The sequence below is a fragment of the Kitasatospora hibisci genome (assembly GCF_043950205.1).
In the GTDB taxonomy this organism is placed as follows: domain Bacteria; phylum Actinomycetota; class Actinomycetes; order Streptomycetales; family Streptomycetaceae; genus Kitasatospora; species Kitasatospora hibisci.
This window is the reverse complement of record NZ_CP171642.1, coordinates 6,191,166-6,204,744: the sequence shown is the minus strand read 5'-3', so window position 1 is coordinate 6,204,744 and position 13,579 is coordinate 6,191,166. Positions and strand designations below refer to the sequence as shown.

11 protein-coding genes and 2 pseudogenes are annotated in these 13,579 nt (G+C 74.4%); 7 read left to right on the top strand and 6 right to left on the bottom strand.

The window, feature by feature from the left end:
- Positions 1–73: 73 nt before the first annotated feature.
- The 3 genes from ACF9IK_RS27175 (at position 74) to ACF9IK_RS27165 (ending at position 2,434) form a co-directional block, all read left to right on the top strand.
- The gene (locus ACF9IK_RS27175; protein ID WP_395296719.1) at positions 74–1,234 is read left to right on the top strand and encodes a type III polyketide synthase; all 1,161 of its coding nucleotides are present in this window, start codon (positions 74–76) and stop codon (positions 1,232–1,234) included.
- Positions 1,231–1,815, top strand: a complete 585-nt coding sequence (locus ACF9IK_RS27170; protein ID WP_395296718.1) for an NUDIX hydrolase — start codon at positions 1,231–1,233, stop codon at positions 1,813–1,815. The genes ACF9IK_RS27175 and ACF9IK_RS27170 overlap by 4 nt, the downstream gene beginning before the upstream one ends.
- A gap of 190 nt (positions 1,816–2,005) precedes the next feature.
- Complete coding sequence (locus ACF9IK_RS27165; protein ID WP_395296717.1) at positions 2,006–2,434, top strand: SHOCT domain-containing protein; 429 nt, start codon at positions 2,006–2,008, stop codon at positions 2,432–2,434.
- A 78-nt stretch (positions 2,435–2,512) separates the two neighbouring features.
- Here ACF9IK_RS27165 and ACF9IK_RS27160 read toward each other — a convergent pair whose 3' ends face one another.
- Together ACF9IK_RS27160 and ACF9IK_RS27155 are read right to left on the bottom strand one after the other, a co-directional pair.
- The gene (locus tag ACF9IK_RS27160) at positions 2,513–4,954 is read right to left on the bottom strand and encodes a Tex family protein (protein ID WP_395296716.1); all 2,442 of its coding nucleotides are present in this window, start codon (positions 4,952–4,954) and stop codon (positions 2,513–2,515) included.
- A 107-nt stretch (positions 4,955–5,061) separates the two neighbouring features.
- On the bottom strand, positions 5,062–5,649 hold the full coding sequence (locus ACF9IK_RS27155; protein WP_395296715.1) for a hypothetical protein: 588 nt from the start codon (positions 5,647–5,649) through the stop codon (positions 5,062–5,064).
- Between the two features lie 63 nt (positions 5,650–5,712).
- On the opposite strand from ACF9IK_RS27155, the gene ACF9IK_RS27150 reads away from it, so the two are divergent.
- Complete coding sequence (locus tag ACF9IK_RS27150) at positions 5,713–6,609, top strand: aminoglycoside phosphotransferase family protein (RefSeq protein ID WP_395296714.1); 897 nt, start codon at positions 5,713–5,715, stop codon at positions 6,607–6,609.
- A 46-nt stretch (positions 6,610–6,655) separates the two neighbouring features.
- Here the strand turns inward: ACF9IK_RS27150 and ACF9IK_RS27145 are convergent, their stop codons facing one another.
- A complete protein-coding gene (locus tag ACF9IK_RS27145) occupies positions 6,656–7,651 on the bottom strand; it encodes a zinc-dependent alcohol dehydrogenase family protein (protein ID WP_395296713.1) in 996 nt (331 codons plus the stop codon).
- A 213-nt stretch (positions 7,652–7,864) separates the two neighbouring features.
- Here ACF9IK_RS27145 and ACF9IK_RS27140 point away from each other — a divergent pair, with 213 nt between their 5' ends.
- Positions 7,865–8,227, top strand: a complete 363-nt coding sequence (locus ACF9IK_RS27140) for an ArsR/SmtB family transcription factor (protein ID WP_395296712.1) — start codon at positions 7,865–7,867, stop codon at positions 8,225–8,227.
- 79 nt (positions 8,228–8,306) lie between these two features.
- On the top strand, positions 8,307–9,038 hold the full coding sequence (locus ACF9IK_RS27135; RefSeq protein ID WP_395296711.1) for a tyrosine-protein phosphatase: 732 nt from the start codon (positions 8,307–8,309) through the stop codon (positions 9,036–9,038).
- A 261-nt stretch (positions 9,039–9,299) separates the two neighbouring features.
- Here the strand turns inward: ACF9IK_RS27135 and ACF9IK_RS27130 are convergent.
- Positions 9,300–10,109: pseudogene (locus ACF9IK_RS27130) on the bottom strand (pentapeptide repeat-containing protein); the annotation flags it as partial.
- Positions 10,110–10,316: 207 nt separating this feature from the next.
- Between ACF9IK_RS27130 and ACF9IK_RS27125 the strand changes: the two are divergent.
- Positions 10,317–11,987, top strand: a complete 1,671-nt coding sequence (locus ACF9IK_RS27125) for a DUF2079 domain-containing protein (RefSeq protein ID WP_395296710.1) — start codon at positions 10,317–10,319, stop codon at positions 11,985–11,987.
- 239 nt (positions 11,988–12,226) lie between these two features.
- Here the strand turns inward: ACF9IK_RS27125 and ACF9IK_RS27120 are convergent, their stop codons facing one another.
- Positions 12,227–13,051, bottom strand: a complete 825-nt coding sequence (locus tag ACF9IK_RS27120) for an SGNH/GDSL hydrolase family protein (protein ID WP_395296709.1) — start codon at positions 13,049–13,051, stop codon at positions 12,227–12,229.
- A gap of 71 nt (positions 13,052–13,122) precedes the next feature.
- A pseudogene (locus ACF9IK_RS27115) lies at positions 13,123–13,512 on the bottom strand (winged helix-turn-helix transcriptional regulator); the annotation flags it as partial.
- Between the last annotated feature and the right edge of the window lie 67 nt (positions 13,513–13,579).

The window sequence follows — 13,579 nt, the reverse complement described above, 5'->3', positions numbered from 1 at the left end:
CCCGACACACCCGTAGGCCACCGCCCGCGCCGCCCACCCCACCGGCGCGGGCCACCAGGGGAGACCTCCGCCCATGGCAACACTCTGCCGACCCGCCATCGCCGTACCCGAACACGTCATCACCCTCGACCAGACCCTCGACCTGGCCCGCACCCTGCACGCGGACCACCCGCAACTCCCTCTGGCGCTGCGGCTGATCGAGAACACCGGGGTGCTCACCCGGCACCTGGTCCAGCCGATCGACGAGACGCTGCGGCACCCCGGCTTCACCACCCGCAACGCGGTCTACGAGCGGGAGGCCAAGCGACGTGTCCCCGAGGTGGTCGGGCGCGCCCTCGGGTACGCGGAGCTGTCCGCCCGGGAGATCGACCTGATCGTCTACGTCTCCTGCACCGGCTTCATGATGCCCTCGCTGACGGCGTGGCTGATCAACACCATGGGCTTCCGCCCCGACACCCGCCAGGTGCCGATCGCCCAGCTCGGCTGTGCGGCCGGCGGCGCCGCGGTCAACCGGGCGCACGACTTCTGCCGCGCCTACCCCGGCGCCAACGTGCTGATCGTGGCCTGCGAGTTCTGCTCGCTCTGCTACCAGCCGACCGACCTCGGCGTCGGCTCGCTGCTCTCCAACGGCCTGTTCGGGGACGCGGTCGCCGCCGCCGTGGTGCGCGGCCGCGGCGGCACCGGCGTGCGGATCGAGCGCAACGGCTCGCACCTGGTGCCGGACACCGAGGACTGGATCTCCTACGGCGTCAAGGACACCGGCTTCCACTTCCAGCTCGACAAGCGCGTCCCCGGCACCATGGAGATGCTCGCCCCCGCCCTGCGCACGCTGGCCGCCGAGCACGGCTGGAGCGCCTCCGGGCTGGGCTTCTACATCGTGCACGCCGGCGGTCCGCGCATCCTGGACGACCTCTGCCGCTTCCTGGAGTTGGCACCGGCCGCCTTCCGGTTCAGCCGGGCCACCCTCACCGAGCGCGGCAACATCGCCAGTGCGGTGGTCTTCGACGCGCTGGCCCGGCTGTTCGAGGAGGGCTCGGTCGCCGACGGCACCCAGGGCCTGATCGCCGGCTTCGGTCCGGGCATCACCGCCGAGATCGCGCTGGGCAGTTGGGTCGACGCCCCGCTGCGGACCGCGATTCCGCACCGTCTGCGCAGCCACGACGACGACGGTCTCACCCTCGCCGGCCCGGACGCCCCCGCGCGCCGCCGGGCCGGCACTACGATCACGGGATGACGGACACCACCGACCGACCGGACACCACCGCCAGAGCGGCCGAACTGGCCGCGCGGTTCCCCGCGTTGCACGCGCCGCAGTACTGGTCCTGGGGCCGCTACGACGCGCGCTTCTCGCTCGCACTGCCGCCGGACGGACTGATCACCAACATCCACCTGGTGGGGTTCTCCGAGGGGCACGTCGTGCTCTGCCGGGACGAGCGCGACCACTGGTTCCTGCCGGGCGGCACCCGGGAGCACGGCGAGTCGATCGAGTCCTGCCTGGTCCGGGAGCTGCGCGAGGAGGCCGGCGCCCGGCTGCTCGGCGAGCCGGCCTGGCTGGGCGCGCACCGCTGCGTCACCGACCTGCCGGAGCCGTACCGGCCGTGGCAGCCGCACCCCGAGAAGGCCTGGCTCTGGGGCTGGGCGGAAGTGGCGGTGGAGTCCGCCCCGACCAACCCGGAGGACGGCGAGCAGGTCGTCGAGGTGCGGGCGGTCGAGCCGGCCGAGGCGCAGCGCCTGCTCGTGGGCGGCCGCGACGCGTGGTGGGGCGAGCTGATCGGGCTGGCGGTCGAGCTGCGGCAGCGGGCCGCGGCGGGCTGATCCCGACGGGCCGGCCGACACGGGCCGCGGCGGGCCGGCCGCGCAACCGCCCGGTGGGCCGCCCGCGCGGTATTCCCAGCGGTGCCGAAGACCACCGGGATGGCCGAACAGCAGAGCGCATTGTCCGATATGCGGTGGTAAGACTCATGTGAACTCGGTTCGAATTCGAGTCCGCACCGACAGGAGCGTCATGGACAACTACCCGCTGCTGAACATCTTCTGGACGATGCTGGAGCTCTTCCTCTGGATCCTCTGGTTCTTCCTGCTGTTCAAGATCATCACGGACATCTTCCGCAGCCACGACCTCAGCGGCTGGGGCAAGGCGGGCTGGCTGATCCTGGTGATCCTGATCCCGCTGATCGGTGTGCTCGCCTACGTCATCGCACGCGGCAGATCGATGGGCGAGCGGGACGTCGCCCAGGCCCAGCGCAACGAGGCCGCCTTCAAGGCCTACATCCGCGACGCGGCCACCGAGACGCCCGCGCAGGGCGCGGGCACCGGGGGTGGCGGTGGCGGGCGCAGCCACGTCGAGGACCTGGCCAAGCTGGCCGACCTCAAAGCCAGCGGCGCCATCAGCGAGGAGGAGTACCAGAAGGCCAAGGACAAGCTCCTGACCTGACCTGGCCCGCGCCCGGGCCGCAACGGCGGCGGGCCGGTGGACAGCACGTCCACCGGCCCGCCGCGCCGCCTCGGCCGGTCAGCGCCGTCCGGAGCGGCGGCCGCCCTCGGAGCCGGAGCCCGCACCGCCGCCGGCCAGGCCGGCCCGGCGCAGGGCGTCCGCCATGGCGCTGTTGGCCGGAGCGGCCTGACCGCCCGGGCCCGAGCCGCCGCCGGAACCGCGCCGGTCCTGCCGCGGCGGGCGCGCCTGCCGCCCGCCCCGGTCGCCCCCGCGCTCACCGGAGCGGTCGCGGCCGCCGCCCGGGCGCCCGACCTCGTCGTCCAGTCGCAGCGTCAGCCCGATCCGCTTGCGCGGCACGTCCACCTGCGTCACCCGCACGGTGACGATGTCGCCGGGCTTGACCACCTCGCGCGGATCCTTGACGAAGTTCCTCGACAGCGCCGAGACGTGCACCAGGCCGTCCTGGTGGACGCCCACGTCGACGAAGGCCCCGAAGGCCGCGACGTTGGTGACCACGCCCTCCAGGACCATGCCGACCTCCAGGTCGCCGATCTTGTCGACACCCTCCTTGAAGGTCGCGGTGCGGAACGCCGGGCGCGGGTCGCGGCCCGGCTTGTCCAGCTCGCCGAGGATGTCGGTGACGGTCGGGATGCCGAAGGTGTCATCGGCGAAGTCCCCGGGCTTCAGCGCCCGCAGCGCGCCGCTGTTGCCGATCAGCTGCCGCAGTTCCCCGCCGGTGGTGGCGAGGATCCGGCGCACCACCGGGTACGCCTCCGGGTGCACGCTGGAGGCGTCCAGCGGGTCGTCCCCGTCCGGGATGCGCAGGAAGCCGGCGCACTGCTCGAAGGCCTTCGGACCGAGCCGGGCCACGCCCTTGAGCTCCTTGCGGGTGCGGAACGGGCCGTTGGCGTCGCGGTGCGCGACGATGTTGTCGGCCAGTGTCCCGGTGATGCCGGAGACCCGGGTGAGCAGCGGCGCGGAGGCGGTGTTGACGTCCACCCCGACCGCGTTCACGCAGTCCTCGACCACCGCGTCGAGCGAGCGGGAGAGCTTCACCTCGCTCAGGTCGTGCTGGTACTGGCCGACGCCGATCGACTTGGGATCGATCTTGACCAGCTCGGCCAGCGGGTCCTGCAGCCGACGGGCGATCGAGACCGCGCCGCGGATCGACACGTCCAGGTCGGGCAGCTCCTGGGAGGCGAACGCGGAGGCCGAGTAGACCGAGGCGCCGGCCTCGCTGACCATCGCCTTGGTGAGCTTCAGCTCCGGGTGGCGCTTGATGAGGTCCTCGGCCAGCTTGTCCGTCTCCCGGGAGGCGGTGCCGTTGCCGATCGCGACCAGGTCGACGGCGTGCCGCTTCGCCAGCGCGGCCAGGGTGGCCAGTGCGGCGTCCCACTTGTTGGCGGGCTGGTGCGGGTAGATCGTGTCGTGGGCCACCACCTTGCCGGTGGCGTCGACGACCGCGACCTTCACGCCGGTGCGGAAGCCCGGGTCGAGGCCCATGGTGGCGCGGGTGCCGGCGGGCGCGGCGAGCAGCAGGTCGCGCAGGTTGGCGGCGAAGACGCGCACCGCCTCGTCCTCGGCCTCCTGGCGCAGCCGGCCGCGCAGGTCGATGCCGAGCCGGACCAGGACGCGGGTGCGCCAGGCCCAGCGGACGGTGTCGCCGAGCCACTTGTCGGCCGGGCGGCCGTGGTCGGCGATGCCGAAGCGGGCGGCGATCCGCTGCTCGTAGTCGTTCTCCCCGGGGAGGTCACCGGCCTCCTCACCGTCGTACGGGGAGAGTTCGAGGTCGAGCACCTCCTCCTTCTCGCCGCGCAGCATCGCCAGGATCCGGTGCGAGGGGAGCTTGGTGTACGGCTCGGCGAAGTCGAAGTAGTCGGCGAACTTGGCGCCGTCCTGCTCCTTGCCGTCACGGACGGTGGCGACCAGCCGGCCGCGCGTCCACATCCGCTCGCGCAGCGAACCGACCAGGTCCGCGTCCTCGCCGAAGCGCTCGACCAGGATGGCCCGCGCGCCCTCCAGCGCGGCGGCCTGGTCGGCCACCGCCTCGTTGAGGTAACCGGCGGCCAGCGCGGCCGGGTCCTGCGTCGGGTCGCCGAGCAGCGTGTCGGCCAGCGGCTCCAGGCCGGCCTCCCGGGCGATCTGCGCCTTGGTGCGCCGCTTCGGCTTGTACGGGAGGTAGATGTCCTCCAGCCGGGCCTTGGAGTCGGCCGCGAGGATCTGCTGCCGCAGCGCGTCGTCCAGCTTGCCCTGCGCCTCGATCGACTCCAGGACGGCGGTGCGGCGCTCCTCCAACTCGCGCAGGTAGCGCAGCCGCTCCTCCAGGGTGCGCAGCTGCGCGTCGTCGAGCGAGCCGGTGACCTCCTTACGGTAGCGGGCCACGAACGGCACGGTCGCGCCGCCGTCCAGCAGCTCGACGGCCGCCTTCACCTGGCCCGTGCGGACGCCCAGCTCCTCGGCGATCTTCCGCTCGATCGCCTGCTGCGCCTGCTGGGCCACCTGTTCGACTGGCGTGGTCACGAAGCCGGTCACCTTCTCCACAGTTGCTGTTCCCCTACCCCGGCATTCTGGCAGGTGCCGACGACGCCCCCGCCCCGCCACGGCGGGGCGGGGCGTGCGCGGTCGGCTCAGTGCCGGTCCTCGACCGTGCGGTCCGGCCTGCCGTTCCCGGCGATGCGGATCAGATGGGTCCCCTGCTCAGTCACCAGGCGGAGCTGGTCCGGAGCGGCCCAGCCGAGCTCCTTGATGCCGTTGGCGTCGCCGTCGACGTACGCGACGTCCCACCGGCGCGTGCCGAGGCCCGTGCCCTCGTCGAGGTAGACCCAGAAGAGCGGGTCCGGTCCGAATCCCGCCGTGTCCTCCTGCACCACCAGTCTGCGGTCCGGCCGGCCGGGTGCCGCCTCGTTGCGGGTCGTCCGGTGGTCGTCCGAGAGGGCGCCGGACAGGAACCAGAGCGGCACCGCGCCCACCGCCAGCGTCACCGCCACGGCGCCGAGCACGCTGCGCGCCCAGACCTTCCCGCGCGAGGAGACCAGCGCCACGAGGAACAAAGCCAGCGCCAGCGTCCCGAACAGCAACGGCCGGTCCAGCCACTCCCGCAGGATCAGCAGCCCACCCGACCGGCTGTTCACCCGGCCGGTGACGGCGGCGACCATCAGCGCCCCCGCACCACCGAGCGCCCCCCACATGACCCAACGGTCCCACTTGGCCGCCACGGCATCCTCCCCAGTGTTCGAAATCCGGCCGATCGGCGCGATCCCGGCGGTACAGTGCCGGGCATGTGCGCTGCCGTCAGGATGCATGACGACGAACCGGACATCGACGCGACCCTGGTACGACGGCTGGTGGCCGCCCAGTTCCCGCAGTGGCGGAACCTGCCGCTCTCGCCGGTCGCCGCCTCCGGGGCGGACCACGCCATGTTCCGGCTCGGCACCGAACTCGCCGTCCGGCTGCCCCGGGTGGCGTGGGCCTCGGCGGGCGTCGAACGCGAACGGCACTGGCTGCCACGGCTCGCACCGCGCCTGCCGCGGCCCATACCCGTGCCGCTGGCGGCCGGGCGGCCCTCCGCCGGCTACCCGTGGGAGTGGTCGGTGCTGCGCTGGCTCAACGGCGCCAACCCGGTCGTCGACGCGCTCGCCGCGCCCCTCCGACTCGCCCACGACCTGGCCGGGTTCGTCAACGCCCTGCGCGCGGTCGACCCTTCCGACGGCCCGCCGGCCGCACGCGGGGTGCCGCTGGCCGCGCGGGACGCGCCCACCCGGGCGGCGATCGGCCGGCTGCACGGGACGATCGACACCGCGGCGGCAACGGCGCTGTGGGAGAAGGCACTCCGCCTCCCGGAACACCGCGGCGGACCGGCCTGGATGCACGGCGAGCTCTCCCCCGGCAACCTGCTGCTGGCGGGCCAACGGCTCAGCGCCGTCCTGGACTTCGGCGCGATGGGGGTCGGCGACCCGACCGTGGACCTGATCGCCGCGTGGAACCTGCTCCCGGCCGGGGCCCGCCCGGCCTTCCGCGCCGCCCTCGCCGCCGACGACGCCGCCTGGGAGCGCGGACGGGCCTGGGCGCTGTCCATAGCGCTGATCCAGCTCCCCTACTACCGCTCGACCGACCCGGCGCTCGCCGCCAACGCGCGCCACGTGATCCGCGAGGTGCTGGCCGACCGGAGCGTCTGAGCACCGCCACGGGCGGGGCCCGCCCGCCACACGACCGCCCCGGGCGTCAGTGGTCCACGGTGACCACGATCTTGCCGACCTGCTCGCCGGCCTCCATGTACCGGTGGGCCTCGGCGATCTCCGCCAGCCCGAACACCCGGTCCACGACGGGTGCGAACGCCCCGCTCCGCAGGCCGGAGGCGACGAACGCCTCCGCCCGGGCCAGGCTCTCGCGGTCGCGGGTGACCTCGTGCAGGGTGTAGCCGCGGATGCTGCGCCCGGCCAGCAGGGCCAGCGGCGGCAGCAGCCCCTCCCGCCCGCTCAGCTCGCCGTACACGAAGAGCGTGCCCCCCGGGGCCAGCGCGCCCAGCAGCTCCGACACCCCCGGGCCGGAGACCGCGTCGAAGACGAACTCCGCGCCGCGCCCGCCGGTCAGGGCCGCCACCCGCCCGGCGACGTCCTCCTCGGCCGTGACCACCACCTCGGCCGCGCCGGCCTTCAGCAGCGCGTCCCGCTTGGCCGCCGTACGGGTCGTCGCGATCGGCACCGCGCCGACCCGGTTGGCGATCTGGATGGCCGCCAGGCCCACGCTGCTGGAGGCGGCGGTGACCACCACGGCGTCCCCGGCGCGCAGCCGGCCGGCGTCCACCAGCGCGCCGTACGCGGTCACGTACGGCATCCAGACCGCCGCGCCGCCGACCGCGTCGAGCCCCTCGGGCCGGTGCAGGACGGCCCGCGCGGGGACGATCGCACGCTCGGCGTAGACGGCGTAGTCGTTCATCGAGAAGGCCGGCACCACGCTGACCGCGTCACCGACGGCGAACCCCGCGACACCCTCGCCGACCGCCTCGACCGCCCCCGCGGCCTCGGCGCCGAGCCGTGCAGGGAACTCCCGTACCGGTTCGATGTACCGGCCGCTGCGGAAGAGCACCTCGGCCCGGTTGAGGCCGATCGCGTCGACCCGGATCAGCAGCTCGCCCGGGCCGGGCTCGCCGATCCCGGCCTCCTCCAGCCGCAACACCTCGGGCCCGCCCAGTCCGTGGAACCGCACCGTCCTGACCATCGTTCAACTCCCCTTCCCCAACGGTGAAATCGGCCCGGAGGGCCGCGCCGACGGAACCGACTCAACCCCAAAGTACGGATGCTGTCAAACTTCGACGCCCGGCATACTTCGACCATCGCCATACTTCGGCCCGCGCCGTACGATGGCCACGGGAAGACGGCACTCAGGGAGGACGACGGGACGATGACGGCGACATCAGGAACGGCAACACCCGTGGCGACGAAGGCGAACCCGACGGCGGCACCACCGCGGCGGACCGGCCGGGACCGCGTCCCTCCGCACCCCGACGTCCGGACGGTCGGACTCCAGCAGGCCATGGAGGCCCTGGTGGACCCGGTCCGCCGGCTGATCGTCCGTGAACTGCACGCCGCACCCCGCGACCTCGCCTGCGGCGCGATCGACCTGCCGGTCAGCAAGTCCACGGCCACCCACCACTTCCACGTGCTGCGCGAGGCCGGGCTGATCCGGCAGTACTACGTCGGCACCTCCCGGATGAACGCGCTGCGCGCGGAGGAGTTCGACGAGGCCTTCCCGGGCCTGCTCGGGGCCGTCGTGGGCGCACCCGAACAGCGCTGAGTCCCCCGGAGCGGGAGGTCCGCAGGCCCGACTTCCCGCTCCCGGCCCGGCGACTGGACGCAGCCTCTAGGGTGCGGATATGACACGTCATCCGATCTTCGACGGCCCGTTCAACTTCCGCGACCTCGGCGGGTACCGGGGCGCCGGCGAGCGGGCGGTCCGCCGGGGCCTGCTGTACCGGTCGGACTCGCTCGGCAAGCTCGCCACGCCCGCCGACCTGGAGCGGTTCCGGGCGCTCGGCATCGGGACCGTGATCGACCTGCGCTACCCGTGGGAGATCGCCCGCAGGGGCCGGATCCCCGAGCTGGCGGGCGTGGCCTACCACAACCTGTCCATCGAGCACCGGCCCTACAACCAGGCGGAGATCGACCCGGACGTCGACCCCTGGCGCTACCTCGCGGACCGGTTCGCGGAGGTGGCCGCGGACGGTGTCACGGAGATCCGGCAGGTCCTGGAGCTGATCGCCGCGGCCGACCGGCCGGTGGTGTTCCACTGCGCCTCGGGCAAGGACCGCACCGGGCTGATCGCCGCCCTGGTGCTCACCCTGCTCGGGGTCGCGGAGGACGACGTCGCGGCCGACTTCGCGCTCACCGAGCTGGTCACCGCACGCCTGGTCGCCGACTGGCACGCCGCCAACCCGGGGCGGACGCTGCGCTGGCCGTCGTACGGCCGGGCACCCGAGCAGGTGATCCGGCTCACGCTCGCCGACCTGGCGGCCGCCCACGGATCGGTCCGCGCCTACGCCACCGACGCTCTGGGGTTCGACGAGGAGCTGATCGGCCGGCTGCACGCCCGCCTGCTCTCGGCATAGGCCCTGCGCGGGAGTCGGCCGGGCCGACTCCCGCGCGGCAGGCTCCCGCCGAGAGCCGGGTCAGCCCCGGCCGGGCCTGCGCGGACGGCCCCCGCCGCGCCCGTCCCGGGCCTGCCCGCGGCCGCTCGCGGACCCGCTCTGCCCCCGGCCGGCCCGGCGGCCGCCCCCGGACGCACCACCGCCGGAACGCCGATCAGCGGACCGGCCCGCGCCCGTACCGCCGACCGATCCCGCCGCCGGGCCGGCCGGGGCCGCTTCCGGCCAGTGCGCGGGGCGGGTCAGCCCGGCCGGTAGGCGCGTGGTCGCATCGCCGCGGGCCGCGTCGAGCTGCGCCTGGGTGAGGAAGAGCGCGTCGGTGAGGTCGGCCCCGGCCACGTTCGCGTCCCGGAGGTCGGCGCCGATCAGGTCGGCGAGGCGCAGGTCCGCACCGGCGAGGTCGGCCGCCACCAGCAGGGCCCCGCGCAGGTTGGCCCCGCGCAGGTCCGCACCGCGCAGGCGGGCGCCGAACAGGTCGGCGCCCCGGTGCTCACGACGGCGCGGGACGCCGGCCCGGACCAGCTCGCTCGCCTTCAGCAGCAGCTCGGCGACGGCCTGCCGGTGCGCGGGCACGTCCACCGCGAGGACCTCCTCCGGGGTGCCTGCGGCGAGCCGGTCGGTCTCGGCCAGCGCACGGCGCAGCTCGGCGTGGACCGGGCGGGCGGGCGTGAGGGAGAGCGCCTCGGTGAGGTGCCGGAGCAGTTCGTGCAGCTGCCGGACCACCGGGAACACCTCGAAGATCCGGGACGTGCCCGGCGGCTCCTCTCGCCAGCTCCGGCCGCCGTAGGTGACCTGGGACACCCGCTGGCCGGCGCCGAAGCAGTCGTACACCGTGCAGCCCTGGAACCCGCTGTCGCGCAGCCGGGCGTGGATGCCGCAGCTGAAGTCGGTCTGCAGGTTGCGGCAGGGGGTGCCGGCCGACTTGTCGACGGCGAAGTCGGCGCCCGCGGCGAACGGCAGCGCGACGCAGCAGAGCCCGAAGCAGCTCCCGCAGTCGGACACCAGGCTGACGGGCGTGGGATCGGGCGCGGTCACTGTGTTCCTGTCCTCCGTACGACGCGATGGTGCGTGGTAGAGCGTACCGAGACGGACGCCCGGCCGGGGCCGGGCCCGGGCGGCCGCGGGAACCGGAGGGCCGGTCGCGGCAGTCGGTTAGTGTGGTCGGCCGGTGCCGTCCGGGTCCGCACGGGATCGGGAGCACCGGAGCGACCCGATCGACCGAACCGCTGGAGGAGAGCAGGCATGTCCCGGCACGACGTGACGCCGTACCCGGACATCGAGGACCCGACCGGAGCCCCGGGCACCGGGTACCCCCCTGCCACACCCGCCACCGCGACCACCGCGGGCACCGCGGGCACACCCGCCGAGACCCTGCGGCTCTCCCCCCGTGCCCGCACCGCCGTCCTCACCCTGCTCTGCTTCGCGGTCTGCCTCGGCATCGCCTTCCAGCAGTGGACCGCCCTCCAGCTCGGCGGCTTCGACCTCGGCATCTTCGACCAGGGCGTGCGCGGCTACGCGCACTTCGGCCTGCCGGTCTCCTCGCTGAAGAGCTTCCACCACGAGTTCCCGGCGGACTTCTCGCTCCTCGGCGACCACTTCTCCCCGGTGATCGCGCTGATGGCGCCGCTCTACTGGCTCTGGGACGACCCGCGCTCCCTGCTCATCGGACAGGCGCTCTGCTTCGCGGCCGGCGTGCCGCTGATCCGCCGGGTGGCGGCCCGCTGCTTCGCCGACGCCGAGCCGCGCACCGCCCGCCGCGCCGCCGACCTGGCGGGGCTCGCGTACGGGCTGGGCTGGCCGCTGCTGGTGGCCTCGCGCGGCGGGTTCCACGAGGTGGCCTTCGCCGTCCCGCTCACCCTGCTGATGCTGGAGCGCGGCATGGCCCGCCGCCACGGCACGGCGGCGCTGGCCGGGCTGCTGCTCTGCTGCACCAAGGAGGACCTGGGGCTGGCGGTCGGGGCGTACGGGCTGGTGCTGATCCTGCGGGGCCGCCGGGACGGCGACCCGGGCCGGCGCCGGCAGACCGTTCGCTGGGGCCTCGGCCTGCTGCTCGGCGGGCCGCTCGCCTCGGCCCTCGCGATCGGCCTGCTGATCCCGGCGATGGGCGGTGCGCCGGGCTACTACTGGAACTACCAGTCGCTCGGCACGGACGGCGGCGACGCCCTCGCCCACATCCTCCGGGACCCGACCGTCCTCGTCTCCACCCTCGTCGACGCCCCGTTGAAGCCGCTGCTGCTGCTCTGGATCTTCGGCACCCTGTTCGCCCTCCCGCTCCGCTCGGCGACGGTGCTCTGCGCCGTGCCGCTGCTGGCCGAGCGGGTGCTCTCCAGCAATCCGAACCACTGGTCGATCGCCCGCCACTACGACGCGTTCCTCTGGCCGATCCTGCTGGTCGCGGCGGTGGAGGTGCTGGGCCGCCGGCACACGAGCGGACGCACCCTGCGGCTCGGGGTGGCGGCGGCCGCCGTGACGGTCGCGGCCGCGCTGCCGCTCGGAGCGGCCAACCTGTTCGTCCCGGCCTACTGGCAGCCGAAGCCGAGTGAGGCGGCGCTGCTCCGCGGCGCCGAACGGATCCCGGACGGCGCGAGCGTCGAGGCGGACAACCAGGCCGCGCCCCGGCTCTCCGCGCGGACCGACGTCGTCCTGGTGGACGAGAAGCCGCGCGGGCGCGAGTACGTCCTGATCCGCTCCGACAAGCGGGCGTTCCCGTTCAAGACCGACCGCGAGCAGGCGGCCCGGATCGAGCTGCTGCTGGCGCACGGCTACCGGCAGGTCTGGTCCGAGGACGGTGTGGTGCTGCTGCACCGCGAGGGCTCCGAGCCGGTCCCCGGCGAACACGTACCCGGCCCGGACGGCACCCCGTACCAGGACGAGGTGCCGAGCGACGTGGGACACAACCTCTTCCGCGGCTGACGGACCCCGTCACCCGGACCAGCCCGCGCTCGGGCTCGGGCCGAGAGGGGTCGCCGGGCCCGTGGATCCCGCTGCTCCGGCCGGGCCGGACCGTCAGGCACGGCGAGGGCCGGGCGAGGCACACGGACCGCCCGCTCCTTCGACGCCGCCGCCCGACCGCGCCGACGGCGGAGCCCCCGCATCCCGACGACGTCCCGTCAGGTGCCCACCACAGGGAACCCGGACCGGGTCCGAAGGGCTCACGCACCCGGGTACGGGGCGAGCTCCGGGCGCTTCGGCGGGCGGCCGTCACCGGAGGAACGGCCGGTGACGCGGCGGCCGATCCACGGGCCGAGGTGGGTGCGGACCCAGCGGGCGTCGGCGGCCAGCTTCCCGCCGCGGCTCGGCGGGGCGGCGGTCGGCAGCGGGGCGCGCCAGTCGAAGCCGGCCGGGCGGCCGAGCGCCTCCAGCACCGCCTCGGCGACCCGGCGGTGGCCCTCGGGCGAGAGGTGCAGGCGGTCGTCGGCCCAGAGCCGGCGGTCGTCGAAGCAGGGCGCGGAGAACAGGTCGACCACCGCGATGCCCGGGTCCTGGCCGAGCTCGTGCACGAAGGCCTTCATCCGCAGGATGGCCGGGAGCAGCCGGGCGCTGCCCGCCATCCGGCGGGTCGGGTCGGTGCTGGTGAACATCACCACGGTGGCACCGGTGGCGCGCAGCGCGGCCGCCGAGCGGCCGAGCAGCTCCTCGACGCGGGCGATGTCGCAGCGCGGCCGCAGGACGTCGTTGAGCCCGCCGGCCAGGGTGACCAGCTCGGCGCCCATGGCGACGGCGGGCGTGAGCTGCTCGTCGTGGATCTGGCCGATGAGCTTGCCGCGGACGGCGAGGTTCGCGTAGCGGAAGCCGCCGCCGGGCTGCTCGGCGGCGAGTCTCCCGGCGACCCGGTCGGCCCAGCCGCGGAACTGGCCGTCGGGCAGGACGTCGTCGCACATGCCCTCGGTGAAGGAGTCCCCGAGGGCGACGTAACTGGCGTAGCCGGTGTACCTGGTGGGCGCGGTGCGCGCGCTGTTCTCCGCAGTGTTCTCCATGGCCCGACGATCGTACGCGCAGGGCCCGGCGGGCCCGCGGCCACCCGGCGGCGCGTCCCGCCACACGCCTAGCCGGCCCCGCCCGCCGCCGGCGCGGCCGGCGCGGTCACCCAGTGGGCCCGGACGGCGTCGGTGGGCCGCTGCTCGCCGAGCGACGGCAGGCCCCACGCGCCGAGGGCCTCGATCACCTGACGGAGCGCCGCCCCGCGCTCGGTGAGCTCGTAGACCGTGGCGTTGGCCGGCCGTTCGAGCCGCCGGCGCAGCACCAGGCCCTCGCCCTCCAACTGCTTGAGCCGCGCCGCGAGGATGTCGGTGGACACGCCGGGCAGGTCGGCGTGCAGATCGGTGTAGCGGCGCGGACCGGCCAGGAGTTCACGGACGATCAGGAGGCTCCAGCGCTCCCCCACCGCGTCCAGGGCGCGGGCGACGGCGCAGTACTGCTCGTAGCTTCGGCGTGACATGTGGATCAGCATAGCCAAAAGGTTGGACTTTCCAAGTGGTTACTTGGTAGAACAAAGCAACCAGGAC